Below are 25,105 nucleotides of genomic sequence, written 5' to 3'. Positions count from 1 at the left end.
GTCCTTTCCGAGAAATGCGTCTCATCTCATCTGGACGATCAACTGGTCTGGACCTTACCGCCAAATACGTCTTCATTGAACAGAAAGGTTCGGCCCTCCCCAGCGCGACGAGCGCGACCTCTCGCCTGATAATACGTATTACAGTCTTGTTTCATCGCATCGTCGGCTCTACGGTCCGGATCACCCCGTAGTCCTCGACGCAAAGGAGCGCCCCATGCCCCCGAACCGCCGTCAACTGTTGCTGGGCACCGCGGGAGCGGCCTTGCTGACGGGAGTCGCACCTGCCGTGGCGGCGCCGGCGGGCTTCCCGGACTACCGGTACACCAGACTCGCGCTCGTCAAGAACAAGCTTCGCTACAACCCGACCAACGAATTGATCTTTCCCACCATTCGCGGCACAAAAGATCGGATCTCCGGCGCACTCGCCGCCTACTACCTCTACTACGCGCCCCACGACGCACCAGGCGGAATCTGCCTGGCTTACGCGAACTCGCTGGAGGAGGAGTTCACCGAGTACGCCGGTAACCCGATCATTTCAAGGAGCTGGCCGGGCGAGTACAGCGTGTCCCACGTGTCGTCGCCACACGCGATGTGGAACGACGACGTGAAGCGGATGTACCTGTACTTCCACGGCGAGAACACCGTTACCCGGCTCGCCAGCTCCGCCGACGGCATCCACTTCTCCTACGAGAAGGAGGTGCTGTCCACGCGCCTGCAGCCCGCGGGCACCACCGAGACCTCCTACGCGAGGGTCTTCCGGCACGACCTGCCGTCGCGGAGCGCCCGGTACGTGATGGTGTTCATGATCAACAACAGCACGAACCGGCGGGACATCGGCTGGGGCTGGTCGGCGAACGCACGCGACTGGACGTTCTCCCAGACCCCGCTCGTCCGGCACCAGGACGTGGGCGCGGTCAACGTCGGCGGCCCGCACCTGTTGTTCCGCAACAACAGCGTCTACGTCGTCTACAACACCGACATCGGCAGCGGCGGGAACATCCTCATCACCGAGGTGGGCCTCGACTTCAGCAAGCGCAACCACCTGGGCGTCTTCCACGACTCGACGTCCGGATCACCGGACAACGGCAGGTCGGCCGCACCGTCGTTCGGCACCTACCAGGGCCGGGAGTACATGATCTACGAGGCCGGCGACCGGCTGGCGGGCAACATCGCCATCGCGCGAGCGCTCTAACCGAACAACGCGGCGCAGTGCTCGGCGAACGCTTGCGCACGGCGCGTCAACGGCCCACTCGCCCAGCCGAGCACCACGGGTGTGGTGGGCACGTTGTCGCGCAACGGCACTGCCAGCACCTCCAACCCCTCGTACGACCGGGCCAGCGCGGGTTGCTGGACGGTCATCGAGTAGCCGATGCCGCGCGCCACCAACGACCGGGCCAGCTCGAAGCTGCGCGCCCGGTGCGTCACCACCATCTCGACACCGGCGGCGGCGAACACCGAACGGAAGTAGCGCTCGCTGGGCGGAACGTCGAGCAGCACGAACGGATCGCCGGCCAGCTCGCCCAACGCCACCGCACGCCGCCGGCGCAACCGGTGATCGGCGGGCAGCAGGACCCTGGGCGGCTGGTCGTACAACGTCCTGGTCGCGATGCCGGGCACGAGGTCCTGGTCGTAGAGGAACGCGATCTCACACCGCCCGGAGATCAGGTCCTCCCCGATCTCCGGCAGGCTCCCCTCGACGAACCGGACGGACACCTCCGGATGCGCCCGCTCGAACGTCGCGATCGCCGCGGGCAGGTGGAACGGCGCGATCGGCGCGTAACAGCCCACGGTCAGCACACCGCTCACGGTCGAACTGAGCCCACGTGCCTCGGCACCGAGATCCCCCATCGCCCCGACGACGCGTCGGGCGTCGGCCAGAACCTGCGCACCCGCCGCCGTCAGCGTGGCACCCCGGCGTGGCGACCGGACGACGAGCCTCAGGTCCAGCACCCGTTCCAACTCGCTCAACGCCAGGGAGATCGCGCCCTGCGACACGTGGCACCGCGCAGCGGCGGACGTCAGCGAACCCGTCTCGGCCACCGCGATCAGGTATTCGAGCTGCCGCACCGTCACGTTGGGCAGATTCATGAGCCGAGCTTATAACTGACCGAAGAAACGTGAACTGGCCAAAAGAGTTGTCCACCGGCATCGTCCGGGAAGTGACCCGACCGCACCGCCACCCGTTCATCCCGTACACACCGCCACGCATGCCGATCGAGGACGGACTCGACCACGGCAGGGCGTTCCACCGGCTGCTCGACGAGCGGAGGTCCGTGCGCTGGTTCTCCCCAGACCCGGTCCCGAAGGAAGCGATCAAACTGGCGGTCCAGGCCGCCAACACCGCCCCGAGCGGCGCGCACCAGCAGCCGTGGCGGTTCGTCGCCACCCGGAACCCGGACCTCAAGCGCCGCATCCGCGCCGCGGCCGAAGAAGAGGAACGCCGCTTCTACCACGAACGCGAGATCCCGGACTGGCACGCGGCGCTCGCCCGGCTGGAGACCGACGCGGACAAGGAGTTCCTGGAGGTCGCGCCCTGGCTGGTGGTCGCGTTCGCGCAGAAGCAGCAGGACGGCAAGAAGACCTACTACACCAACGAAAGCGTCGGAATCGCCTGCGGGTTCTTCATCGCGGCGCTGCACTCGATGGGCCTGGCGACGCTCACGCACACCCCGAACCCGATGACGTTCCTGACCGATCTGCTGGGACGCGACGGCGAACGGCCGTACATCCTGTTCCCGATCGGCTACCCGGCCGACGACTGCGAGGTGCCGGACCTGCACCGCAAACCGCTCGGCGAAGCACTCACGTTCGCCGACGGACTTGCCTGATCCCCCCACCAGCGGGGAGCATCGACCAGGTGGACGAACTACGCGCGTTGCTGGCCAAGCACGCCCGGCCGGACATGACCACCCTCATCGAGGACGTCCTGGTCTCCAGGGTCACGGCAGGCGGGCCGCCCACGCCGTCGATGTCCGGCACGATCCTCGCGTTCGTCGCCCAGGGCCGCAAACGGATCGCGTTGGGTGAGCGCGTCTACGACTACCGGGCCGGCCAGTACCTGGTGGCCTCGGTCGACATGCCGATCACGGGCAACTACGTCGACATCAGCCCCTCCGAACCCGCGCTCGGCATCGGCATCGTCCTCAGGCCGGACAAGGTCGCCGAAATACTCCTCACCAACGACCTCCCGAAACCCGCGGGCACCCCGGAGGGCCTGGCCGTCAGCGACGCGAGCCAGGAGCTGATCGACGCCGTGACCAGGCTCGCGCGCCTGCTCGACCAGCCACGCGACGCGCGGGCGCTGGCCCCGTTGATCAAGCAGGAGATCCTCTGGCGGGTCATGACCGGCGAGCAGGGCGCGGTCGTCCGTCAGCTCGGCACCCAGGACAGCAGCCTGAGCCACATCGCCAAAGCGGTCAAATGGATCCGCGAGAACTACGCCGAGTCGTTCAAGGTCGAGAACGTCGCGCGGATCGCGGGCATGAGCGAGTCGGCGTTCTACCGCAACTTCCAGGCCGTCACGGCGATGAGCCCGATCCAGTTCCAGAAGCAGATCCGGTTGCAGGAGGCCAGGTTGCTGCTCGCGACGAACAGGGACGTGACGAGCGTCAGCCACCGCGTCGGCTACGACAGCCCGTCGCAGTTCAGCCGCGAGTACCGCCGTCAGTTCGGCGCGCCGCCCAGCCAGGACGCGAAACTCACGCTCCAGCCCGCTCTCTGACGTTCAGGTACACGGCGCGGACCTCCAGCGTCCGCTCGACCTTCTCGATCACGGGCGCGAAGAACTGGCGCCGGTGATCGGCGTCGCTCATCGAGATCACCGAGAAGTACATGCTGCCGAACGCAGCGAACAGCGTGGCGTTGCGCAACATCGCCGACGGCACACCCAGCCACGACATGACCGGCGGCTCCCCGATCCACAACGTGGCGATCGCGGGCGTCACCACGATCAGGCCGAGGATCACGAAGAACGCGAACAGCGCGAGCCCGATCACCGCCGCCTGCACCAGCTGCCGGATCGCGAGCATCACCAGCAGGTTGCGCGACTGCCGGCCGTTCAACCGCTTGGGCGGCAACGGTTCGGTGATCTCCACTTCGGACAGCGGCGTGCCCTTGCAGGCACCGGTGAGGATCTCGGGCCGCAGGTCCTGTTCGACGCGGCCGATCTCGTCGCGCAACCGGGCGGCCGCCGCCAGCACCGTGATGGCGGCGAACAGCAGCACGACCAGGCTGACCCGAGGCCAGCGCAACTGGTTCATCGCCTGCCACAGCTCACCGGTGAAGAACAGGAACAGCGTCACGAACAGCATCGGCGGCAACGCCCTGCCGATCAGGTGCACGCTGTTGCCCAGGTCGGCGATCACGTGCCGCATGGCCGCCTTGAGCAACGCGCCCAGCCCGTAGGTGGTGGCCAGCATGGTCGCCACGAAGGCCGCCCCGAACACGACGACGAACCAGATCAGGGCGACCCACACCGACTCGGTCTCCTGGTCCCCGTCCGGCGCGGTGAACTTGACGTCGATCGCGGACTGGATCAACGGCGTGATCACCGGTATCGCCGCGTAGACGACCAGCACCAGCACGGTCATGCGCGGCGAGAAGTTCGGCATCCGCCGCACGAACAACGAGAGCAGGATCCACGCGGACACCATCGCCGCGACGATCGCCCCGAGCAGCACCCACCGCGACAGGCCGGCGGACTGCTGCAGCACCAGCCACGCGAGGCTGCCGACCGCCACGAACGTCAGCGCCGGCAACATTCGCGGCAGCACGTGCGACCGGAAGCCGTAGCCCTCGATCATCGTCGGCGCGCCCTGCCGGACGAACCACTGCTCGGTCCGCCGCACGACCGTCTCCGAAGCCACGGCGAGGATCATGCCTCACCGTTCGAACAGGCGCGCCATGATGCTGTAGTAGTGGGTCGGGGTGATGCGGGCGAGCAGGTCGAACGCGTAGGCGTCCGGCCCGACCAGCACCCGCGCCTTGCCCTTCTCGACGCCGCGGTGGATGACCTCGGCGGCCTTGTCCGGGGTGGTCAGGGCGATCTTGTCGAAGTCCGCGGCGATCTGCTCCAGCGACCGGCCCTGCTCGTCGAGCTCGGTGTGGAAGCGGCCCTTGCGGACGATGTTGGTCTTGATGCCGCCGGGGTGCACGGCGACCGCCGAGACGCCGGTGCCGCGCAGTTCCTGGCGCAGCGAGTCGGTGAAGCCGCGGACGGCGAACTTCGCGGCGCAGTAGGCGCTCTGGTTCGGCATCCCGCACAGCCCGAACACGCTGGACGTGTTCACGACGACGCCGTAGTTCTGCTTGACCAGCAACGGCAGGAACGCCCGCGTGCCGTTCACGACACCCCAGTAGTTGATGTCGAACAGCCAGGAGTCGTCCTCCGGCACGGAGTTCAGCACGCTCGTGGACGTGGCGACGCCCGCGTTGTTGAACACCGCCGCGAGCGGCAGGTCCAGCCAGGCCTGCACCTCCTTGGCGAACCGCCGCACGTCGTCGGCGTCGCGGACGTCGAGGATCCGGCTCAGCACCGGGCCCTTCAACGAGGCCGCGGTCTCCTCCAGCCCGATCTCGTCGACGTCGGCGATGATCACCGGCGAACCGTGCCGGGACAACCGCTGAGCGAGGCTGCGGCCGATTCCCGAGGCCGCCCCGGTGATCACCGCCGGACGTCCTGAGATCTTGCGGACCATCGCGTGTGCTCCCTGCTGTCGTGAGCACCTCACGTTTCCAGTGATCGCTCCCGCACGCCAGAGTCGATCAGCTTCGCCCGAACGCCCGCCAGGTCCGGGTGCCCGAGCCTGGTGAGCAGCACTTCCGCCCGTGACCACGCCCTGCGCGCGCCCTCGGGGTCTCCTGCGGCCGCGAGCGCGTCGCCGAGATCACCCGCGCACTGCGCCTCGCCGTACCGCTCCCCCAGCCCCGCGAGCTGCTCGACCGCCAGCCGCAGCACCACAGCGGCGCGGTCGTGCTCGCCTCGTTCGTGGTGGACGTGTCCCAGCGTGCGCAGCGCGTACGCCTCGCCGTCGAGGTCGCCCAGCACGCGCAACCGGTGCAGCGCCTCGGTGGAGTGGTCGAGCGCCGCGTCGAGGTCGCCGATCATCGCGTTGGCCCAGCCGAGCGCGCCCTGGATGAGCGCGATCCACGACGGGTTCCTGGTGGTGATGAACTGGTCCAGGGCTTTCTGGGCGTGCGCGAGCGCGGTGGTGAAGTCCTCGGCCATCGCGTGCGACCAGGCGATCGAGAAGTGCGTGACACCGACGTTCACGGCGTCGCCCTGGTGCAGCTCCAACGCCCTCGCGAGGTCGGCCTGCGCGCCGGCGTGGTCGCCGAGCATGGCCTTGCCCCGTCCGAGCAGGTGCAGCGTGACGGCCTCCGCGGACCGGTCTTTCAGCCGTCTCGCCGCGGCCAGGGCGAGGTGCTGGGTGGACGCCCTGTCGTCCCACCGGCCGCAGCGGTACAGGAACGTCGACATCGTCCACGGCAGCTGCCAGGCGTGGACGTCGAAACCCTTCCGCACGGCCAGGTCCGTGGCCGCGAGCAGCACCGGCAACTCGGCTTCCAGCCACGCCAGCGCTTCCTCGTACCCGCCGAACGACACGGCCGACTCGACGTCGATCGACGGCCAATGCGGTGCCAGACACCGTTCCGCCGCGAACGCCGTGTGCAGGTAGTGGTCGAGCAGCCGCCGCAAAGCCGGCCGGGCCTCGTCCTCCGTCGCCAGCCCGGCGGCGAAGGCCCTGAGCAGGTCGTGCAACCGGAACCGGCCGGGCACGTGCTCGTCCACCAGGTGCGCGCGAGTCAGTTCCGCCAACGGCCTGCGCGCCTGGCCTTCGAGCAGGACCTCGGCCGCCCGCAGATCCAGATCCGGTCCACAGTGGACGCCCAACAGCCGGAACAACCGCGCCGCGTCCTCCGGCAACGCGTTGTAGGACACGGAGAACACGGCGTCGAGCGCGTCGAGACGTTCTTCCCGAAGCTCGTCCACCAGCGCCCGCAACGGAAAAACCGGGTACGACAGCACCCGCGCGGCCACCACGGCCAGCGTCAGCGGCAGTCCACCCGAGCACCGCACCAGCTCCGCCACGGCCTCGGTGTCTCCGAGCCGATCCGCACCGAGCCGCAGTGCCAGCAGCGCGACGGCCTCGTCGTCGGCCAGCACCGGCACGGTCAGCGGCTGGGCCTGCTCGTACGCCACCAGGCCGGGCATCCGGTTGCGGCTGGTGACGATCACCAGGCTGTCGGCACCGCTCGGCAGCAACGGCCTGAGCTGCTCCTCGTCCCTGGCGTTGTCGAGCACGACGAGCATTCGCCGGTCCGCCACCAGCCCGCGGAACAGCGCGCCGCGCGCCTCCAGGTCGTCCGGAATCCGTTCGGGCAGCACGCCCAGCGCGTCCAGGAACCCCCGCAGCACCACCGCGGGCGACGAGGGCGCGGCGGCCGGGTCGAACCCGCGCAGGTTCACGTAGAGCTGGCCGCCGGGGAACCGGTCGAGGTTGTCGTAGGCCCAGCGCACGGCCAGCGACGTCTTGCCACACCCGCCGGGCCCGCCGATCACCGCCACCCCGGACTCGATCGCGTCCAGCGCCTTGAGCTCGTCCAGCCTCCCCACGAACACCGGCGGTCTGGCAGGCAACTGCCGTGGCACAACGATTTCTGGTCTCCCCACGAACCCGATGCTAGTGACGTGGCCCGGAACGTTGCCGGGCGAATTCGCGGTCAGACGGGTCCATCGCGGTGCTGAGCGTGGATTCGGTCGCCAACGGACCGGGCCACGTCACTAGGCGCGGAGTTCGGGGAACTGGTCGTCCCGCCACTCCCCTGTTCCGTCGAAGCCCTCTTCTTCCCGCGTGCGCAGGTCGACGCGCCGGATCTTGCCGGACACGGTCTTGGGCAGCTCGAAGAACTCGAGCCGCCGGATCCGCTGGAACGGCGCCAGGTGCTCGCGGGCGTGCCGCAGGATCTGCAGCGCCGTCTCGCGGTTCGGCTCCCAGCCCGCGCTCAGCGCCACGTACGCCTTGGGCACGGCGAGCCGCAACGGGTCCGGCGCCGGCACGACCGCGGCCTCGGTGACCGCCGGGTGCTCGATCAGCACGCTCTCCAGTTCGAACGGCGAGATCTTGTAGTCCGACGCCTTGAACACGTCGTCCGTGCGCCCGATGTAGAACAGGTAGCCGTCGTCGTCACGGCTCGCGATGTCACCGGTGTGGTAGTAACCGCCGGCCATCGCCTCGGCGTTGCGTTCGTCGTCGCCGTGGTAGCCGACCATCAACGACATCGGGCGTTGACCCAGGTCGATGCAGATCTCGCCCTCGTCCGCGAGTTCGCCGGTGATCGGGTCGACGAGCACGACCGGAACGCCCTGGAGCGGCCGTCCCATCGAGCCGGGCTTCACCTCGGCGCCGGGCACGTTGCCGACCGACAGCGTCGTCTCGGTCTGGCCGAAGCCGTCGCGGATCGTGAGGCCCCACTGCTTCTGGACCTGCTCGATCACCTCGGGGTTGAGCGGCTCGCCCGCGGCCACGACCTCGCGCAACCCGCCCGGCCCGCCGCTGAGGTCGGCCTTGATCAGCATCCGCCACACCGTCGGCGGCGCGCAGAACGTGCTGACGTTCTTCGCCCGGATCTGGCCGAGCAACGCCGCCGCGTCGAACCGGGCGTAGTTGTAGACGAAGATCGTCGCTTCGGCGATCCACGGCGCGAAGAAGCAGCTCCAGGCGTGCTTGGCCCAGCCGGGCGAGCTGATGTTGAGGTGCACGTCGCCGGGCTTCACGCCGATCCAGTGCATGGTCGTGAGGTGCCCGACCGGGTACGAGGCCTGGGTGTGCTCGACGAGTTTGGGACGGCTGGTCGTGCCGGAGGTGAAGTACAGCAGCAGCCGGTCGTCCGCCGTGGTCTTCGGGTGCGGCAACGGGGTGTCGGGCGCCTCGGCGGTCTCGGCGTAGTCCAGCGGCCCCGTACCGCCGACCGTGATCACGACAGGCCCGGCCGAGAACTTGGCGGCGTCCGCGGCCCGCGCGATGACGTGCCGCACCGAACCCCGGTCCAGTCGGTCGGCGAGGTCGGCCGGTCCCAGCGCGGTGGTGGTCGGCATGATCACCGCGCCGAGCTTCATCACCGCGAGCATCGACTCCCACAGCTCGATCTGGTTGCCCAGCATGATCATCACGCTGTCGCCGCGACCGACGCCCTGCCACGCGAGCCAGCGCGCGACGCTGTTCGACCGGCGGCGCAGCTCGTCGAACGAGTAGGCGCGCTCGGAGCCGTCCTCCTCGACGATGTGCAACGCCGTGGTGGTGTTGCCCTCCGCGATGAAGTCGAACCAGTCGTGCGCCCAGTTGAAGCTGCCGTCGAAGCTCGGCCAGGTGAACGCGTCGGGGTCCGTGAGCATCAGGTCGCGGGCCGCGCGGTAGATGTCGTGACTGGACATGACGCAGAGGATGGGAGTGCCGGAGCCGCCGGTGTACCCCCGGATGGGGGTGTACCCCTTTTCGAGGGTGCTGCCGTCAGCGAAACTGCTGGACGTGCTGCCAGACCGTTTCCAGGCAATGCTGCCGCAGCGCCTGGACATGCTCCGCCGAGCCACCGGGCTGCCCGTCGTGTTCGGTGGGGCGTTGACGCCTGGCCACGACCTGCTGCTGAGCAGTTTCCTCGGCACGCACGGCTCGTCGTTGCACGGACTGCGCGTCGGCACCGGCCGGGGCCTGGGCGGCACCGCGATCGCGATGGGCACGGCCGTGCGCGTCAACGACTACGCCTCGACCAGGGCGATCACCCACGAGTTCGATCAGATGGTGGTGGTGAACGAACGCCTGACCTCGGTGTTCGCCTACCCGGTGACCGTGCGGGGCACCGTGCGCGGTGTCCTCTACGGGGCCGTGCGCGGGCAGACGACAGTGGGTGACCGGGCGATCAGGACGGCCGGCGCCATCGCGCAGGGATTCGCACAGGACCTGGACATGCCTTCCCAGCAGAACCAGACACTGCACACGCAGGCCGCACTCCGCGAGCTCGCCGAGGTCGCCAAGCTCGTCGGCGATCCCGTGCTGCGCGAACGACTCCGCAAGGTGCACCAGAACCTAGGCGGCGAACCACCCGTCAGCGTCCCGACCGGTCTGACCCCGCGTGAACTCGACACGCTTCGGCTGGTCGCGGTCGGTGCGTCCAACCGGGAGATCGCCGCCGAGCTCGGGCTGAGCACCGAAACCGTCAAGGCCTACCTCCGGGGCGCGATGCGCAAGCTGGGGGTGCACAACAGAACCGCCGCGGTCCACGCGGCGAGGTCGACGGGAGCGCTGCCCACTTCCTGGCCCTGAAGCGCCGAGGTTGACGCTCGAACCTTCAAGGCAGGTCGCGTTCTCCGTGCGCCACTGGCTGTGGCGTGCAGGCCGCATCAACCCGTCGCCTGTGCGGCGGTGGGTTCGGGTGCGTTGACGTGTACCCACGCCGACCGTGCCCGGTTTCGGACGTTCACGGCGACGACGTCGGCGGGTCCAGCGAGACCGCACCGGCGACAGGCCGAAATCGGACATTCACGGGCTCGCAGCGTCGCCTGCGGCCGGCACGCACGCTGGCCTTCACCCCGAATACGAGCGCGGTCCGTTCACTGACAAGATCCGTGCCGGGCACGGGCAGATCATGCGCGGCACGGGCCTGTCGACTGCGCCGGGAAACTGCGGATGACAGGTGACTCCAGCCCCAGAAGCAGAGGAGCGCTCTGAATGTCCTGGCAGGAAAAGGCCGTCATCGGCACCGATCGCCTGCTCTACAAGCTGACCGGCGGCAAGGTCGGCCTCGTCTCGTTCAGCAAGCAGACCGGCCTGACGCTGATCACCGTCGGCGCCAAGTCCGGTGAGCGGCGCGAGAACCAGGTCCAGTACGTGGCCGACGGCGACACGATGCTGGTCGTCGGGTCGAACTGGGGCAAGCCCCACCACCCCGCGTGGACCACGAACCTGTTGAAGAACCCGGACATCCAGGTGAACGTGCGCGGCGACGTCCGCGACGTGCGGGGCACGCTGCTGGAAGGCGCCGAGCGCGAGGCCGCCTGGACGAAGATGGTGGCGGCCTATCCCGCGTTCCAGGACTACGTGGAGCGGTCAGGCGGCCGCGAGCTGCGGGTCTTTCGCCTCACTGCGCGCTGAGTCCCACGCGAGCCACACGCAGCCCACGATCATCAGCACGCCGTGGGCGATCCGCACCGCCGGCGGCGTGAAGAACTGCGGCAGGAACAACGCGAACCCGGCCGCGAACACGATCGCCGCGGTGGTGCGGAGCTTCAGCGCGACCATCACCGCCGCGACGCCCATCGTGACGAGCCCGATCCCGAAGGTCGTGACGGCGAACGGGTTGTAGCGCACGGCCTCGGCCAGTTCGAGGACGTTCGGCTGTGCGGCGATCGCGTGCAGGCCGAAGTCCTCGGCGCCGTAGTACGGCAGCGTGAGGCCCGCACCGACCCAGAACGTGATCGCGGCCGTGCGGTGGAGCTGCAGCAACGCGATCGGCACCAGGATGAAGCCGATCATCGCGAACAGGTGCGCCAGCACCCACGCGGTCGAGCCCATCGAGGCCGCGGCACCTGCTGCCGTCGTTTCGTCGTGCCACGGCCTTAACGCCGGGTACAGCAGGAAGAGCAGGCCCGCGGCGGAAAGGGTCCACTTCATGATTGCCCCCTGAGATCGTCGAGATACATCCGGACGAGCTGGTCGTAGGTGTCGTCGAGGTCCTCGGGCAGGCCGAAGCCGCCGCTGGACTCGATCGACGCGAAGCCGTGCGCGATCACCCGCAGCCGTCGCGTGGCGTGGATGGCGTCCGAGCCCTCCAGGCCGTAGCTCCGCAGCGTGGCGAGAATGAGTTCCATGAACTTCAGGCCGGCCTCCCGCTGCAGTTCGTCGTGCAGCGGATCCATCGGCGCGGCCAGGTAGCGCTTCGGGTGTTCCTGCATGTACGCGCGGTACGCGTACATGAGCGCCCGGACGGCGTCGTCCCCCGCCCTGCCGACGACGGCGCCGGTGAACCGGGCGGTCATCTCCTCCATCACCCGCAGGCCGACGTGGCCTCTGAGCTCGCCGAGGCTCGCGATGTGCTTGTACAGCGAGGGCGTGGCCACCCCGGTTCTGGCGGCGACGGCGGAGAGCGTCAGTGCCTCGACGCCGTGCTCGTCGACGAGTTCCAGTGCGGCGTCCACGACCTTGGCGGTGGTGAGACGGGGTCGTACAGCCATAGCCCAAAAGCTAATGCCGTTAGCCTCGGGCGTCAAGCGAAGGTTTTGTGGAGATCTTGTGGATCTCCGGCGCGAGCGGCCCGATCACGGATATGAATGGCAGGTCACTCGCATCGACAAGGAGAAACCATTGCGATTAGCCAAGATCCTGGGGGCGGTCACCGCGAGCGTGCTGTTCGCGTCGACCATCGCGGCTACATCGGCCACGGCCGCACCGACGACGATCGACCCGAGCACCGTCAGGGAGTCGATCGACTACCTGATGCAGACCTACCGCGTCAGTGAGCGGGAGGCGTTGCGCCGGCTGGAGCTCCAGAACGAGGCCACCAAGCTCGAGAAGAGCCTGAAGAGCGAGGCCTCCGGTGAGTACGGCGGCATGTGGATCGACCAGGAGGCGGGCGGCAAGCTCGTCGTCGCGATGACGAAACCCGTTGCCGCGCAACGACACATCGCCGCGTTGCCCGACCGCGCGAACGTCAGCGTCCGCACGGTCAAGAACTCCCTGGCCTCGCTTCAGGCCACCTACGACCGGATCAGCGGCCAGGTCGGCGCCAAGGCGGAGTCGGTGTACCTGCCGGCCATCAGCCAGACCGAGAACAAGGTCGTCGTCTGGGAGCGCGCCTGGCTCAAGAAGCCCGGGATCGCCGCGCAGGCGGAGCCGCGCACGTTCGACGCCGACCCGAACCTGGTCTCGGCCCGCACGCTGCGGAAGCCGACCCCGTACTCGGCCGACCCGATCGACTGGGGTTTCTGCCACCCGCTGTACTGCACGAACTACGGCCCCATGCGCGGCGGTCTGCGCCTGGACATGAGGCGTGACAACGGCACCACCGGTGGCTGCACCAGCTCGTTCAACCTGCGCACGACCGGCGGCGCGTTCCCGGGAGTGCCGTGGGTGCTGACCGCGGGCCACTGCATGGCGACCAAGACGAACAACGTGCCGACCGAGCACAACCGCGAGGTGATCCTCAACCAGCACGGCATCGAGAAGAACTTCTACCCCTACGACTACGCCGCCCTGCGGTACGTCGACGCGGCCGCCGCGAACAGGTGGCTGGAGAGCCAGACCAACCGGAACATGGTGCTCAAGTACTGCCGCAACGGCGGTCTGGACAGCAACGGCGACACCCCGTGCGGCCCGCAGGTGACCTCCCAGAACCAGGAGATCACCTCGGTCACGCCGCTGGAGCAGGTCCTGCCCGGCGCGGTCGTGTGCTCCTCGGGTGCCGGTGCCAGCTCGGTGAACTACCCGGACTCCTACGACAGCGGCCCCGGCGCGGACTACCTCCCCGGCACGCGGTGCGGCCGGGTCCTCTCGACCGACGTCGGCATCAACACCGACCTGTGCTCGCGCAACGGTGACAGCGGCAGCCCGCTGTTCAGCCAGGTCACCAAGTCGGCCCTGGGCATCCTGGAGGGCAGCCAGCAGGCCCGCAGCGGCCCGTGCCAGCTGGGCGAGCTGACCGACTACGCCCCGATCTCGACGATCCTCGAAGACCTCAGCGCCCGCCAGGCGAGCGGCGGTTCGGTCTTCAACGTCATCACCACCCCGCAGGGCTGATGCCCGCAGTCTCCGGAGGGCCCTGCTTCGGGCCCTCCGGAGACGCGCCTTTGACTTAAGCAGCCTTAAATCCACTGGCAGCGAGCTAGATCACTTGAGAGCGCTCTCATCTGACAAATTCATGAAAACCTTTACACGTTGACCGAGGGTCACGGCGCGACAACACTTCCGAACCACTGGGCGCACAACTAACACCCGGAAAGGTCGGTTCGATGCAGCGACGCATCGGGACGGCCCTTGCCGCTGCCTTGATGGTGGCTGCAGGGATCACCGTCGCCACCACCAGCCAAGCTCCCCCTGCCAACGCGGCGGTGACCTGGGCCGACGAGTTCAACGCTCCCGCCGGTTCAGGTGTCGACGGCGGCAAGTGGAACATGGAAGTGGGCAACAACAACGGCAACAACAGGGAAAGCCAGTGGTACCAGTCGGGTACCTCGAACGCCGCGCACGACGGCCAGGGCAACCTGGTCATCACCGCCAAGCGGGAGAACCCCGGCAACTACAACTGCTGGTACGGACGGTGTGAGTACACGTCCGCCCGCATCAACACCGCGAACAAGTTCACCCAGACCTACGGCCGGTTCGAAGCGCGGATGAAGATGCCGCGCGGCAAGGGAATCTGGCCCGCGTTCTGGATGCTCGGCGCGGACATCAACACCGGTAACCCGTGGCCGGGCTCCGGCGAGATCGACATCATGGAGTTCCTGGGACACCAGACGAACACCGTGTACGGCACGATCCACGGCCCTGGTTACTCCGGTGCGGGCGGCAAGTCCCACGCCTACAACGGCCCGAACTTCTCCGACGGTTTCCACAACTTCGCGGTTGACTGGAAGCCCGGCGAGATCACGTGGTCGGTGGACGGCAACGTCTACGCCCGCAACACGCCGACCGACGTCAACGGCAACCCGTGGGTCTTCAACAAGCCCTTCTTCATCATCATCAACCTCGCGGTCGGTGGCGAATGGCCGGGTTACCCCGACGGCAGCACGACGTTCCCGCAGCAGCTCGTGATCGACTGGGTCCGCGTCTCCAACGACACCCCCAGCGGTGGCGGCTCGGAGATCCGCGGCATCGGCGGCAAGTGCCTCGACGTGCCCTGGGCGAACACCGCCAACGGCACGCCCATCCAGATCGTCGGCTGCAACGGCAACGCCGCCCAGAAGTGGAGCCGTCCCGGTGACGGCACGATCCGCGCGCTGGGCAAGTGCCTCGACGTCAACGGTGGCGGAACCGCCAACGGCACAGTGGTCCAACTATGGGACTGCAACGGCTCGGCAGCCCAGCAATGGGCCGTCAGCGGGGCACAGGACATCGTGAACCCGCAGGCCAACAAGTGTCTGGACGCCATCGGAGGCTCCTCGGCCGACGGCACGAGAACCCACATCTGGGAATGCCTCGGCGTTGCCAGCCAGAAGTGGGCCGTCTGAGTTCTCTCCACGTCAGGTTGCGCATGACCTGACGAGGAGAATCACGGCGCTGGACGTGAACCCCCGCGGCGGATGGGTTCACGTCCAGCGCTTTTCTATGCCAGAAGCCTTGCGACAGCCCAGTCCTGCACCGCGACGCCGACCGATTTGAAGACCGTCCGGCCTTCTCGCAGCGGCGGGTTTCCCAGCGCCGCACCGAGTTCGACGAGCGACTCCAGCCTGAGCACGCCGCTGTTGACCGCGCGGATGATCTCGCCGGCCTCACTGAGCGCGGCCTCGACCTGGTCCACCACCACGACTCCGGCGGTCGCCAGCAGTTCCTCGGGCAGCTCCCGCATCACCGGCCGGTACGACCCGATGGCGTTGACGTGCACCCGTTCCTTGAGCGAGTCGCACCGGAACAACGGCACGGTGGAAGCCGTCGCACAACACACGATGTCCGCGCTCTCAACGGCTTCGTCCGGGTCGCTCGCCACGTCCATCACCGTGTCCGGCAACTCGTCCTTCATGCTCTCCAGCAACGCCTCGGCCTTCTTGGCGTTCCGGTTGAACACGACGAGTTTCTTCAACGGCCGCACCGCGTGCACGGCCCGGATCTGGTCCGCCGCCTGCGCCCCGGCACCCAGCAACGCGAGGTGCGAGGCGTCCTCGTCGGCCAGCAGATCCGTTGCCACGCCTACGACAGCGCCGGTCCGCAAGGTCGTGAGCGGCACCGCGTCCGTGACGAACTGACCGTCCGGATGCGAGAACACGACCGTGCCCGTGATCACCGGATCCCGCTCGAGCTCGATGCTGATCACCTTGACCACCGTGGACCGCGTGGGCCGGTGGTGCGCCGCCATCACGAGCGACCGGCTGTCGCTGAACGCGTGCCGCGCGGGCAGGTCGAACTCCTCCGCGCTGAGCCCGACGAACGCTTCTCTCACGGCATCGATCGCTGCGGGCATGCTCATGGTTCGGATGGTAACGACCTGCCGGTCAACGCTCCCGCGTGACGCCCGCCAGGAAGGCGGTCCAGGCGTCTGCGTCGATCTCGATGTGGACGGCCGGCGCCTTGCTGTCCCGGATGCCGATGCCTGTGGCGACTTCGACGCATTCGCTGGCGTTCGCGCTGTAGCTGCTCTTGCGCCACTCGGCCATCCGTGTCTCCTCAACCGATGATGTCTTTGATCAGACTCCTCGATTGTTCCTCGTCCAACGCCGTCCGTGCGAGTGATTCGGCCACCGCGTCGTAGCTCTTGATCGGCAGTGGTGACTCGATGATCAGACTGGCGTTCTCGCTCTCCACGAAGACGACCGGCTCGATCTTGTGGAACCGCATCAGGTTGAAGCCGCCCGCGTGCCCCGCGTGCGCTCCGATCGACGTGGGTACCACCCTGATGACGACGTACTGCCGCATCGACACCTTCATCAGGTACTCCAGCTGGGCACGCATCACCTCCTCACCACCGACCGGCGTCCTGAGCACGGACTCGTGGAGGTAGAACGTCGCCTTCAGCCCCGGCCGCAGCGCCTCCTGTCGTGCCACTCGTGCGTTGACGCGCTCTTCCACCTCGTCCTCGGGCACGTTCGCGTTCGCCGCGATCACCGCACGTGCGTAGTCCGGTATCTGCAACATGCCGTGCACCAGCAACGGCAACCAGCTCACGAGCGTCTTCGCGATGGCCTCGTGCTGAACGAGGGTGCGCGGCAGGATCGGCTCGGCGGCCCCGTGTTCCTGCAGCCAACCCTTGACGTTCGTCGCGCGGAAGAGCTTCTGCAGGTGTTCGCGCTCGTCCGACGGCGTCCGGCACGCGCCCAGCAACAGCGCGAGCTCCAGTTCGGTGGCGCCGCCCTTGCCGTTGATCAGGTCGGAGAGCTTGGCTTCCTGCCAGTCGACGATTTCGGCGATCTTGCGCGAGGTCATGCCCGTGGCGGCGATGGCGGCGCGAAGCCCGTCACCGAACTCCCGACCCCTTGCAGTGGAGAATCTTTTCGGCATGGCGAGGACCGTAGACCCATTCCTGGGACCTCCAGAACATTTACCGGCAACACAACCCAAAAGGGCGTTAGCTTGGAGCTCCTCCAAGTTGCAGAATAATCCTGTGAGATTTCGATGGACGCCCCACGAAGGGCGGCGACACGCCATCTCCGACGAGCCGGCCAGGGGGCGGCTCGTCGAGACGCTATGCGGCGATCCCTATGTGCCGCAAGAGTTCAGCCTGTGGCGAGACAAGATAGTGTGGCCGACGTGCTGGGACTGCGACGGCATCTGGCGCGAGAACGAGGGGATCCTGCCATGGCCGCGGAAATCCTGACCGAAGACCTTCTGCGCATATCCCTTCAGCGCCTCTCGCGTGAGGTGGTGAAGACTTATCCACAGTTCGGCGAGCTGCTCGCACAAAACATGTTGCGAACGTGCGGCCTGATTCCCGACCTGGAACGCGCCGAGCACTATCGCGACCTGGGCACGTTGCTCATCGACCTGGGCCGCCTTTACCTGGCAGAGGCCGACGAACTCTCCACGGTCGATCAACCACTGTCGTGAGACGCGTCCCGGGGGGCCAGCCCGGAGTCTCGGCTTCGGGTGGCACCGGCGGCGTCTCCCCGGGGCGGCAGGCGGAGGTCCGATCTCGGGCGACGGAGTCTCGCCCCCTTCTCGCGCTTGAACGCCTCGGTCTCCTGCGAGGTGTTCTTCTCCGCGATGCCCTTCTTCAGGCCATCGAGCAGCCCTTCGGAAACGATCTTCGCGCCTTCGAGACCACCGTCCTCGTCAACGGGCTCCTCGGAACCCGAGTCCGTGGCCGGCGGCTCTTCCTGCTCCTCCGGCGCTTCCGATCCGCCGTCGCTCGTCTCGCTCATCGGGGATCCTTCTGGTCCAGCCTCAGCACCGCGGCCGCGCACCAGGTCAAGTTCAGGAAGCCGGATCCTGCCGTGCTGGATCTCATCATCGCCAAGGCCGCACAGCTCACGCCGAATCTGTGATCACGACCGCGCGCCCGCTGGTGTCGAACTCGTGCGCCAGGGTCCGCAGCGGCTGACCGCCCGCGGCCCAGGCGGCGGTCCAGGTGAGGCATTCGGCAGCCCCGTTGCCGCCGCGCTCGACCAGGCCGGTGCCGATCTCGTCGAGCCATTCCTGCGACGTGCCGGCGATTCCGGTCAGGAACGCCTCGTCCCAGGTGCGCACGAGCTCGCGGATCGTTCCTTCACGCCGTGCGCGCTCGTTGACGTCCTTGATCCACGTCTGGCGCTCCTCCTCCGTCAGCACCACGCCGGTCTCGGGTTCGCGGAAGCCCGGCAGGTCGTGCGCCAGTCCGCCCGAGCCGACGTAGAGAACGCGCTTGTCCTCGAAGAACTCCCCGACTCGGCGGCCCAGGGACGCGGCACGGCGGAAGGTCGCGTGTGGCGGTGAGGCGCAGTTGATGAAGATCGGCAGCACCGGCTTCGCGGAGATCGTGCCCAGCAGGTCGCGGGTCGTGTGGCCGAACGCGTGGTCCAGGGCGGCGCTGTAGGCCGTGGCGACGTCGAACTCGTGCGCGACCAGGTCGGCGATCAGCGCGCGGCCCAGATCGGCGGGCACGTCGTAGGAACCGGTGGGTCCGGCGACGTCGCCCTGCGCGGTCGCCTCCAGCACCACGGCGAAGGTCGGGACCACGGAACGGAAAGCGCGGCGGTGGTCGGTGCCGAAGAAGACGACGAGCTCCGGGTCGAACTCGTCCACGGCCTCGCGGGCGGCGCCGATCGCCTCGCGGACCGGGCCGTGAGGCGCGCTCGGCAGGGTGATCAGGTGCGAGGCGCAGACCGTTAGGCGTTTCTTCACCGGCCCAGTCTAGGTTCCGGCGAGTGACGAGACGTGCACTTGCGGTGATCATCACCGCGGCCCTGCTTGCGCCCGTTTCCCCCGCCCACGCCGACGTCGCCGGACGCATCGAGACCGAACGGACCGAGAGACCCGTCGCTCCCGGCGTCACGCTCAGCTCCTTCGACTGGTACGAGGCCGGTGGGTGGGTCCGCGGGGACGCACTGGCCGTCGACCTCACGAAGGCACAGGTCGGGTACGTCGATCCCGGCACCGTGGCGCAGGCGGCGCCGCTCTCGCAGCAGACGCCGAGAGCGGTCGCGGCGATCAACGGGGACTTCTTCGACATCAACAATTCCCACGCTCCCGAGGGCGTCGGCGTCCAGGACGGCCGGCTGCGCAAGTCCGGCGCGGGCAGGGCCGTGGGCATCGACGCGGCCGGTATCGGCAGCGTGATGGAGACCTTCTTCGAAGGCACGCTCAACGGGACGCACAAGCTGACGCAGCTCAACAGTGCACGCATCGACGTTGACGGGATCGGCGTCTTCAACCCGTTGTGGGGCACGTACAGCAGAGCGCGCGCAACGCAAGGTGCGGCCAACACCGCCGAGGTGATCGTCAAAGACGACGTCGTGCAATCCGTGGGCAGCCCGAGCGCGACGCCCGTCGAGGGGTACGCGCTGGTCGGCCGGGACAAGGGCGCGGACGTGCTCAGAACCCTCAAACCGGGCGACCGCGCGGACATCGCCTACCGCAACCGCACCAGCGACGGCAGCGAGCCGAAGACGGCCATCGGCGGACGGCAGCTGCTCGTCAAGGACGGCAGGAACGTCGCTCCGGCCGACCCGCTGCACCCGCGCACCGCGGTCGGGTTCTCCGCGGACGGCAAGAAGATGACGATGCTGACCGTCGACGGACGGCAGGGCGCCTACCTGCAGGGGCTCAATCTCCAGGACCTCGCCGACGCCATGATCGAACTCGGCGCGCACAACGCCCTCAACCTCGACGGCGGCGGCTCGTCGACCATGCTCGCCCGCGAACCCGGCACCACCGAGCTCAAGGTCGTCAACACACCCTCGGACGGCGGCGAGCGCCCGATCCCGAACGGCCTCGCGCTCTACGCCCCCACCGGCACCGGCAGGCTGACCGGCTTCGACGTGCAGACCGCGAGCACCCGCGTCTTCCCCGGCATGACGCGCAGGATGACCGTGCGCGGCCACGACGAGACCTTCGGACCGGCCGCGAACAACGAGCACGTCACGCGCGCGACGGGTGGCTGGGCGATCGGCGACACCTTCCACGCGGCACCGCACTCGGGACCGGCGTCGTTCACCGCCTTCCGCGGCCTCACGACGAAGACTGCGAAGCTCACCGTGCTGGGCGAACTCACCAGACTCGCACCGGAGAACACTCGGATCAGCCTCAGCGAGAACGAGCGCAAACCTTTGCGCGTCAACGGTTTCGACGTGCAGGGCTTCAGCGCGCCGATCGAACGGGCCGATCTCGACCTCAGCTACGACCGCAGCGTCATCGAGGTCACCCCGGACCTGGAGATCAGGGCCCTGAAGACCGGGGCCACCACGATCAGGGCGCGCTCCCAGGGCAAGGAGACCCGGACCGCGGTCACGGTCGGCGTGCAGGACCAGCTGATCGGCTCGTTCGACGACGCTCCACAGTGGACCTTCGGCTCGGCCCGCGCGACCGGGAAGGTCGAACCGGACCCGGACGGCCACACCGGCGCGGGACTGAGGCTGAGCTACGACTTCACGCAGTCGACCGGTACGCGCACCGCCTACGCCGTGCCGCCGAAGCCGCTCCAGGTCGACGGGCAACCCCTGTCGCTCGCCGCCTGGGTCGACGGCCGCGGCCAGGGCGAGTGGACGGCGTTCACCGTCACCGACTCGACAGGACAGTCGCGATCGCTCTACGGCCCCTACATCACCTGGCACGGCTGGCAGCGGATCGAGGTCGCGGTGCCGCCGGAGCTCAAGTTCCCGGTCCAGGTCACGAGGTTCACCGCGATCGAGACCAAAGCGGACCGGTCCTACCGGGGCGAGGTGGTCGTCGACGACATCGTGGCGAGGGTGCCTCCGGAGATCACCCTGCCTCCCGCACCGGACCTGCGCGAGGACGTGATCGGCCAGGCGGAGGGCTGGACGTTCGCGGTCATGTCCGATGCCCAGTTCGTGGCGCGCGCCCCGGACAGCGACCTGGTCCGCTCCGCCCGCCGCACGCTGGGGGAGATCAGGAACTCCGGCGCCGAGTTCGTCGTGATCAACGGTGACTTCGTCGACGAGGCGTCGCCGGAGGACCTCGAGCTCGCGCGCAGGGTGCTGACCGAGGAGCTCGGCGACTTCCCCTGGTACTACGTGCCGGGCAACCACGAGATCATGGGTCCGGGCACGATCGACAACTTCCGCCGCGAGTTCGGCGCCACCCATCGCACGTTCGACCACAGGGGCACCAGGTTCGTACTGCTCGACTCGTCGACCGGGACGATCAGGGGCGGCGGCCTCGATCAGGTGGAAATGCTCCGGAACGCGCTGCACAGCGCCGAAGGTCAAGCGGTCGTGATGATGCACCACCCGCCGCGCGATCCCACGCCCGCGCGCACGAGTCAGCTCGCCGACCGGCTGGAGGCCTCGTACTTCGAGCGGCTGTTGTCCGAACGAGACAAACCCACGGCGTTCATCGGCGGCCACGTCGGCGGGTTCTTCGCGTCCACTGTGGACGGCGTGCCGTTCGTGATCAACGGCAACTCCGGCAAGGCACCGGCGGAAGCCGGCGGGTTCACCGGCTGGACGCTCGTCGGCGTCTCCCGCAATGGCGTCAAAGCCGAGATCCGGCCTCATGTGGACGCACTCCAGGTGCAGGCTCCGTCCACCCTGCGCACCGGCACCGCGGAAACGGTTGCGGCGACGGTGAAACAGGGATCCCGGTCGGTGCCGGTGCGCTATCCGATGGGCGCGGTGTGGGAAGGGTCACGTGCACTGCACCTCGGCGCCAAGGCCGGGATCAGGCCGTGGCACGTGGCTTGGCTCGAACCGGACAGCGGTGTCCTCACGGGCATCAGGCCTGGTCAGGTCAAGATCTCGGCCACGGTGAACGGCGTGACGAGCAGCGCGGACGTGCTCGTGAGGCTGCGGGAGGCGGCTTGACCTGGTCTGAGTGAGTGCGGTGTGAGGCGGTGGGGGAAGATACTCGCCATGACCACCGCCGACAACGGTTCCGCCGAAAACGGTTTCGCCGACCTGGGGCTGCGGCCCGACCTCCTCAACGCCCTCAACGCTCTGGGCTACGAGGAGCCGACGCCGATCCAGAGTGAAGCGATCCCGCCGTTGCTCGCGGGCAACGACCTGCTGGGCCAGGCGGCCACGGGCACGGGCAAGACGGCGGCGTTCGCGCTCCCGCTGCTCGAGCGCATCGCCGACAGGATCGGCAAGGGCGAGAAGCCGCTGGCCCTCGTCCTCGCGCCTACCCGTGAGCTGGCCGTGCAGGTGTCGGAGGCGGTCCACCGCTACGGCCGCCACATGGGCGCACGCGTCCTCCCCATCTACGGCGGCCAGCCCATCGGCCGTCAGCTGCGCGAGCTGTCCCGCGGCGTCGACGTGGTGGTCGCGACCCCGGGCCGCGCCATCGACCATCTCCAGCGCGGCACGTTGCAGCTGGGCGACCTGCGGGTCGTCGTGCTCGACGAGGCCGACGAGATGCTCGACATGGGCTTCGCGGAGGACATCGACGCGATCCTGAGCGAGACGCCGGCCGAACGGCAGACCGTGCTGTTCTCGGCCACGATGCCGCCGCGCATCGACCGCATGGCCAAGAGCCACCTCCGCTCGCCGGTGCTGATCCAGATCGAGCGCGAGAAGACGGAGCCGGGCGAGGCCCCGCGCGTCCGGCAGACCGCGTACCTGGTGCGCCGCGAGCACAAGCCCGCCGCCCTCGGCCGCGTGCTCGACGTCGAGTCGCCGACCGCCGCCGTCGTCTTCTGCCGCACCCGCGACGAGGTCGACCAGCTCACCGAGACGCTCAACGGCCGCGGCTACCGCGCCGAGTCGCTGCACGGCGGCATCAGCCAGGAGCAGCGCGACCGCGTCATGTCGCGCCTGCGTTCCGGCACCGCCGACCTGCTGGTGGCCACCGACGTCGCCGCCCGCGGCCTCGACATCGAGCAGCTCACGCACGTCGTGAACTACAACGTGCCGTCCGCCCCCGAGGCGTACACGCACCGCATCGGCCGCGTGGGCCGCGCCGGCCGTGAGGGCGTCGCGATCACCCTCGTCGAGCCGCGTGAGAACTCGATGCTCAAGACGATCGAGCGCGTCACCAAGACCAAGATCCCGGTCGAGAAGGTCCCGACGGTCGCCGACCTGCGCGCCCGCCAGCTGGAGCTGACCCGCTCGTCGCTGCACGAGTCGCTGCTCGAGGACGACCTCTCGCGCTTCCGCGTCGTGGTCGAGACGCTGGCCGACGAGTTCGACGTCATGGAGATCGCGCTCGCCGCGGTCAAGCTGGCGCACGAGGCCTCCGGTGCCGCCGCCGACGAGGAGGAGATCCCGGAGGTCCGCCCGCGGGAGGACCGTCCGCGCCGCGACAGCGCCGGTGCCCCCTCCGGCCCGCGCCGCGAACGCCGTGGCCCGACCGAGGGCATGACCAGGCTCTTCCTCGGTGCCGGCCGCTCGTCGGGCATCCGGCCCCAGGACATCGTCGGCGCCCTCACCGGCGAGACGAACCTGAAGGGCCGCGACATCGGCGCCATCGAGATCGCCGACCGGTTCTCGCTGGTCGAGGTGCCGGGCCCGGCCGCGAACGACGTGATCGAGCAGCTGCGCGACGCCACGATCAAGGGCAAGCGCGTCACGATCCGCCGCGAGCGCCAGCCCCGCTAGTCCTGTCTTCACAGCAGCCGTCGTCGGCGCCTGGAAACCTCTTCCAGGCGCGACGACGTGTGACAGGGGTGAGGAACTTGGGAGACGGTTACACCGAGGGTGACTACCAGTACTTCGCGTGGCTGCGTGAAGGGCGCGTCGACCTGGCCGACGCGATGGAAGTCTTCCGGACGTGGCGTGGCAGTCCAGACGTGTACCGGCCCGACGAGCGGTACACGCCCGACTCCGGCTGGGTCGACACGCTGTGGCTCTACGAGGTGCGAACGGACCGCAAGCGCGGCTGGCTGAAGTGGATCACCAACGAGGAAGCCGAGCAGTTCAAGGAGATCCTGGCGGCACGGCGCGGCCAGGGCTGAGCCTCAGGGCTTGCGAGCCTCGACCAGGAACCGCGCCGAGGTGCAGACGAACTCCCCGTGCTCCTGGATGTGCTCGTGCATCGCCAGGAGCCGGTCCCGATATCCCTCCACGGTGAACCCCGGCACGGTCCACAGCACCTTCCGCAGGAAGTGCACCACCGCGCCGACGTCGAAGAACGCCACCCGCAACTCCACGGGTTCCAGCCGGAGCACCTCCAGCCCGGCGGCCTCGGCGGCGGCGCGCGCCCGTTCGGTGCCTCGGGCCTCGCTCACCGGCTGCGGCCCCATCATGAAGTCCGTGAGCCCCGCGTTCGTGCCCGCGCCGATCTGCTGCGAGAAGTAGGTCCCGCCGGGCCGCAGCACCCGCGCGATCTCCCGCCACGGCGTCACCACCGGATGCCTGCTGATCACCAGATCGAACGACGAGGACCGGAACGGCAGCGGACCGTCGTCCGGCGCCTGCACGACGAGCGGCAGGTTCCCCGACGCCACCAGGGCGTTCGGCGGCCACGACTCGGTGGCGGCGAGCAGGGGTGGCTTGACCGGCGCCGACGCCGTCACCTCTCCCCCGCCGGTCTGCAGGTCCAGCGCCGACGAGACGGCCGCGAGCCGTGTGGCGATCAGCGACGCGTAGCCCCACGGCGGGCGTTCCTCGGTGGCCCTGCCCTCGAACCACGAGAAGTCCCAGCCCTCCAGCGGCACGGCCGCACCCTCGGCCACCAGCTCCTCAAAAGTCCCCATGGCCGTCATGCGACCACAGCTGCACCGAACCGGCCACCGAGAAAACGGCGGCACCTGCCCTGGGCGCAGAGACGCCGCGTCCCTGGATCGTCTCGCGCACGGCGGGGCAGGTGCCGCAGGGGGT

General features: G+C 68.6%; 25 protein-coding genes. 12 read left to right on the top strand and 13 right to left on the bottom strand.

Features of this window, described 5'->3' with window-relative positions; all coding sequences use genetic code 11:
* Positions 1–214: 214 nt before the first annotated feature.
* Entirely contained in the window at positions 215–1,192 is a 978-nt protein-coding gene (locus ACIQF0_RS31085; RefSeq protein WP_360034708.1) for a hypothetical protein, read from the top strand.
* Here the strand turns inward: ACIQF0_RS31085 and ACIQF0_RS31080 are convergent.
* Entirely contained in the window at positions 1,189–2,088 is a 900-nt protein-coding gene (locus ACIQF0_RS31080) for a LysR family transcriptional regulator (RefSeq protein ID WP_401035243.1), read from the bottom strand. The genes ACIQF0_RS31085 and ACIQF0_RS31080 overlap by 4 nt on opposite strands.
* A gap of 71 nt (positions 2,089–2,159) precedes the next feature.
* Here ACIQF0_RS31080 and ACIQF0_RS31075 point away from each other — a divergent pair, with 71 nt between their 5' ends.
* Together ACIQF0_RS31075 and ACIQF0_RS31070 are read left to right on the top strand one after the other, a co-directional pair.
* Positions 2,160–2,828, top strand: coding sequence for a nitroreductase family protein (locus tag ACIQF0_RS31075; protein WP_401035240.1), 669 nt, complete (start codon positions 2,160–2,162; stop codon positions 2,826–2,828).
* Positions 2,829–2,857: 29 nt separating this feature from the next.
* Complete coding sequence (locus tag ACIQF0_RS31070; protein WP_401035237.1) at positions 2,858–3,721, top strand: AraC family transcriptional regulator N-terminal domain-containing protein; 864 nt, start codon at positions 2,858–2,860, stop codon at positions 3,719–3,721.
* Here ACIQF0_RS31070 and ACIQF0_RS31065 read toward each other — a convergent pair.
* From ACIQF0_RS31065 to ACIQF0_RS31050, 4 genes are all read right to left on the bottom strand, one after another.
* Positions 3,699–4,877, bottom strand: coding sequence for a hypothetical protein (locus ACIQF0_RS31065; protein WP_401035234.1), 1,179 nt, complete (start codon positions 4,875–4,877; stop codon positions 3,699–3,701). The genes ACIQF0_RS31070 and ACIQF0_RS31065 overlap by 23 nt on opposite strands.
* 3 nt (positions 4,878–4,880) lie before the next feature.
* Positions 4,881–5,696 carry an SDR family NAD(P)-dependent oxidoreductase gene (locus ACIQF0_RS31060; protein ID WP_360034723.1) on the bottom strand — a complete coding sequence of 272 codons (816 nt, stop codon included), beginning with the start codon at positions 5,694–5,696 and terminating at the stop codon, positions 4,881–4,883.
* A 29-nt stretch (positions 5,697–5,725) separates the two neighbouring features.
* On the bottom strand, positions 5,726–7,672 hold the full coding sequence (locus ACIQF0_RS31055) for an ATP-binding protein (protein ID WP_401035231.1): 1,947 nt from the start codon (positions 7,670–7,672) through the stop codon (positions 5,726–5,728).
* 111 nt (positions 7,673–7,783) lie between these two features.
* Positions 7,784–9,433 (bottom strand): AMP-binding protein, encoded by a 1,650-nt coding sequence (locus tag ACIQF0_RS31050; RefSeq protein ID WP_401035228.1) that lies wholly within the window; start codon positions 9,431–9,433, stop codon positions 7,784–7,786.
* A gap of 94 nt (positions 9,434–9,527) precedes the next feature.
* Between ACIQF0_RS31050 and ACIQF0_RS31045 the strand changes: the two genes are divergently transcribed.
* Together ACIQF0_RS31045 and ACIQF0_RS31040 are read left to right on the top strand one after the other, a co-directional pair.
* Positions 9,528–10,319 (top strand): LuxR C-terminal-related transcriptional regulator, encoded by a 792-nt coding sequence (locus ACIQF0_RS31045; protein WP_401035225.1) that lies wholly within the window; start codon positions 9,528–9,530, stop codon positions 10,317–10,319.
* A 405-nt stretch (positions 10,320–10,724) separates the two neighbouring features.
* Positions 10,725–11,147, top strand: coding sequence for a nitroreductase family deazaflavin-dependent oxidoreductase (locus ACIQF0_RS31040; RefSeq protein ID WP_401035222.1), 423 nt, complete (start codon positions 10,725–10,727; stop codon positions 11,145–11,147).
* Here the strand turns inward: ACIQF0_RS31040 and ACIQF0_RS31035 are convergent.
* Positions 11,103–11,666 carry a hypothetical protein gene (locus ACIQF0_RS31035; protein ID WP_401035220.1) on the bottom strand — a complete coding sequence of 188 codons (564 nt, stop codon included), beginning with the start codon at positions 11,664–11,666 and terminating at the stop codon, positions 11,103–11,105. The genes ACIQF0_RS31040 and ACIQF0_RS31035 overlap by 45 nt on opposite strands.
* Positions 11,663–12,226 (bottom strand): TetR/AcrR family transcriptional regulator, encoded by a 564-nt coding sequence (locus ACIQF0_RS31030; RefSeq protein WP_401035217.1) that lies wholly within the window; start codon positions 12,224–12,226, stop codon positions 11,663–11,665. The genes ACIQF0_RS31035 and ACIQF0_RS31030 overlap by 4 nt, the downstream gene beginning before the upstream one ends.
* A 130-nt stretch (positions 12,227–12,356) precedes the next feature.
* Between ACIQF0_RS31030 and ACIQF0_RS31025 the strand changes: the two genes are divergently transcribed.
* Both ACIQF0_RS31025 and ACIQF0_RS31020 read left to right on the top strand, forming a co-directional pair.
* Entirely contained in the window at positions 12,357–13,787 is a 1,431-nt protein-coding gene (locus ACIQF0_RS31025) for a trypsin-like serine protease (RefSeq protein ID WP_401035215.1), read from the top strand.
* 212 nt (positions 13,788–13,999) lie between these two features.
* Complete coding sequence (locus ACIQF0_RS31020) at positions 14,000–15,217, top strand: family 16 glycosylhydrolase (RefSeq protein WP_396425019.1); 1,218 nt, start codon at positions 14,000–14,002, stop codon at positions 15,215–15,217.
* 95 nt (positions 15,218–15,312) lie between these two features.
* Here the strand turns inward: ACIQF0_RS31020 and ACIQF0_RS31015 are convergent, their stop codons facing one another.
* From ACIQF0_RS31015 to ACIQF0_RS31005, 3 genes are read right to left on the bottom strand one after another with little or no spacing between them, the layout of a single operon-like run.
* Positions 15,313–16,170 (bottom strand): ornithine cyclodeaminase family protein, encoded by an 858-nt coding sequence (locus ACIQF0_RS31015; protein ID WP_401035212.1) that lies wholly within the window; start codon positions 16,168–16,170, stop codon positions 15,313–15,315.
* Positions 16,171–16,195: 25 nt separating this feature from the next.
* Positions 16,196–16,357: a DUF397 domain-containing protein gene (locus ACIQF0_RS31010; protein WP_401035210.1), complete on the bottom strand. Its 162-nt coding sequence runs from the start codon at positions 16,355–16,357 to the stop codon at positions 16,196–16,198.
* Positions 16,358–16,367: 10 nt separating this feature from the next.
* Positions 16,368–17,198 carry a DUF5753 domain-containing protein gene (locus tag ACIQF0_RS31005; RefSeq protein ID WP_401035207.1) on the bottom strand — a complete coding sequence of 277 codons (831 nt, stop codon included), beginning with the start codon at positions 17,196–17,198 and terminating at the stop codon, positions 16,368–16,370.
* On the opposite strand from ACIQF0_RS31005, the gene ACIQF0_RS31000 reads away from it, so the two are divergent.
* Together ACIQF0_RS31000 and ACIQF0_RS30995 are read left to right on the top strand one after the other, a co-directional pair.
* A complete protein-coding gene (locus tag ACIQF0_RS31000; protein WP_396425018.1) occupies positions 17,122–17,514 on the top strand; it encodes a zinc finger protein in 393 nt (130 codons plus the stop codon). The two genes, ACIQF0_RS31005 and ACIQF0_RS31000, sit on opposite strands and share 77 nt — an antisense overlap.
* A complete protein-coding gene (locus tag ACIQF0_RS30995) occupies positions 17,439–17,744 on the top strand; it encodes a hypothetical protein (RefSeq protein ID WP_401035929.1) in 306 nt (101 codons plus the stop codon). Before ACIQF0_RS31000 ends, ACIQF0_RS30995 begins: the two co-directional genes overlap by 76 nt.
* Here the strand turns inward: ACIQF0_RS30995 and ACIQF0_RS30990 are convergent.
* Positions 17,729–18,058, bottom strand: a complete 330-nt coding sequence (locus ACIQF0_RS30990) for a hypothetical protein (protein WP_401035204.1) — start codon at positions 18,056–18,058, stop codon at positions 17,729–17,731. The genes ACIQF0_RS30995 and ACIQF0_RS30990 overlap by 16 nt on opposite strands.
* Positions 18,059–18,164: 106 nt before the next feature.
* Positions 18,165–19,016, bottom strand: coding sequence for a hypothetical protein (locus tag ACIQF0_RS30985; RefSeq protein WP_401035202.1), 852 nt, complete (start codon positions 19,014–19,016; stop codon positions 18,165–18,167).
* A gap of 23 nt (positions 19,017–19,039) precedes the next feature.
* Here ACIQF0_RS30985 and ACIQF0_RS30980 point away from each other — a divergent pair, with 23 nt between their 5' ends.
* From ACIQF0_RS30980 to ACIQF0_RS30970, 3 genes are all read left to right on the top strand, one after another.
* Positions 19,040–22,153, top strand: a complete 3,114-nt coding sequence (locus ACIQF0_RS30980; RefSeq protein ID WP_401035200.1) for a phosphodiester glycosidase family protein — start codon at positions 19,040–19,042, stop codon at positions 22,151–22,153.
* A 48-nt stretch (positions 22,154–22,201) separates the two neighbouring features.
* Positions 22,202–23,884, top strand: coding sequence for a DEAD/DEAH box helicase (locus tag ACIQF0_RS30975; protein WP_401035197.1), 1,683 nt, complete (start codon positions 22,202–22,204; stop codon positions 23,882–23,884).
* 68 nt (positions 23,885–23,952) lie between these two features.
* Entirely contained in the window at positions 23,953–24,240 is a 288-nt protein-coding gene (locus ACIQF0_RS30970) for a hypothetical protein (RefSeq protein ID WP_401035194.1), read from the top strand.
* Between the two features lie 3 nt (positions 24,241–24,243).
* Here ACIQF0_RS30970 and ACIQF0_RS30965 read toward each other — a convergent pair whose 3' ends face one another.
* The gene (locus ACIQF0_RS30965) at positions 24,244–24,981 is read right to left on the bottom strand and encodes a methyltransferase domain-containing protein (RefSeq protein WP_401035191.1); all 738 of its coding nucleotides are present in this window, start codon (positions 24,979–24,981) and stop codon (positions 24,244–24,246) included.
* Positions 24,982–25,105: the final 124 nt, after the last annotated feature.

Origin of the sequence: Lentzea sp. NPDC092896 (assembly GCF_044754905.1) — a bacterium.
Lineage (GTDB): Bacteria > Actinomycetota > Actinomycetes > Mycobacteriales > Pseudonocardiaceae > Lentzea.
The sequence above is the reverse complement of the archived record's forward strand: the minus strand, read 5'-3'. Positions and strand labels throughout refer to the sequence as shown.

Coding starts and splice junctions, on each gene's coding strand:
- ACIQF0_RS31030 (WP_401035217.1), bottom strand. CDS start 12,226: ATGGCTGTACGACCCCGTCTCACCACCGCCAAGGTCGTGGACGCCGCA.
- ACIQF0_RS30965 (WP_401035191.1), bottom strand. CDS start 24,981: ATGGGGACTTTTGAGGAGCTGGTGGCCGAGGGTGCGGCCGTGCCGCTG.
- ACIQF0_RS31060 (WP_360034723.1), bottom strand. CDS start 5,696: ATGGTCCGCAAGATCTCAGGACGTCCGGCGGTGATCACCGGGGCGGCC.
- ACIQF0_RS30990 (WP_401035204.1), bottom strand. CDS start 18,058: ATGAGCGAGACGAGCGACGGCGGATCGGAAGCGCCGGAGGAGCAGGAA.
- ACIQF0_RS31050 (WP_401035228.1), bottom strand. CDS start 9,433: ATGTCCAGTCACGACATCTACCGCGCGGCCCGCGACCTGATGCTCACG.
- ACIQF0_RS31085 (WP_360034708.1), top strand. CDS start 215: ATGCCCCCGAACCGCCGTCAACTGTTGCTGGGCACCGCGGGAGCGGCC.
- ACIQF0_RS31010 (WP_401035210.1), bottom strand. CDS start 16,357: ATGGCCGAGTGGCGCAAGAGCAGCTACAGCGCGAACGCCAGCGAATGC.
- ACIQF0_RS31035 (WP_401035220.1), bottom strand. CDS start 11,666: ATGAAGTGGACCCTTTCCGCCGCGGGCCTGCTCTTCCTGCTGTACCCG.
- ACIQF0_RS31080 (WP_401035243.1), bottom strand. CDS start 2,088: ATGAATCTGCCCAACGTGACGGTGCGGCAGCTCGAATACCTGATCGCG.
- ACIQF0_RS31040 (WP_401035222.1), top strand. CDS start 10,725: ATGTCCTGGCAGGAAAAGGCCGTCATCGGCACCGATCGCCTGCTCTAC.
- ACIQF0_RS31015 (WP_401035212.1), bottom strand. CDS start 16,170: ATGAGCATGCCCGCAGCGATCGATGCCGTGAGAGAAGCGTTCGTCGGG.
- ACIQF0_RS31000 (WP_396425018.1), top strand. CDS start 17,122: ATGCCCGTGGCGGCGATGGCGGCGCGAAGCCCGTCACCGAACTCCCGA.
- ACIQF0_RS31005 (WP_401035207.1), bottom strand. CDS start 17,198: ATGCCGAAAAGATTCTCCACTGCAAGGGGTCGGGAGTTCGGTGACGGG.
- ACIQF0_RS31020 (WP_396425019.1), top strand. CDS start 14,000: ATGCAGCGACGCATCGGGACGGCCCTTGCCGCTGCCTTGATGGTGGCT.
- ACIQF0_RS30975 (WP_401035197.1), top strand. CDS start 22,202: ATGACCACCGCCGACAACGGTTCCGCCGAAAACGGTTTCGCCGACCTG.
- ACIQF0_RS31065 (WP_401035234.1), bottom strand. CDS start 4,877: ATGATCCTCGCCGTGGCTTCGGAGACGGTCGTGCGGCGGACCGAGCAG.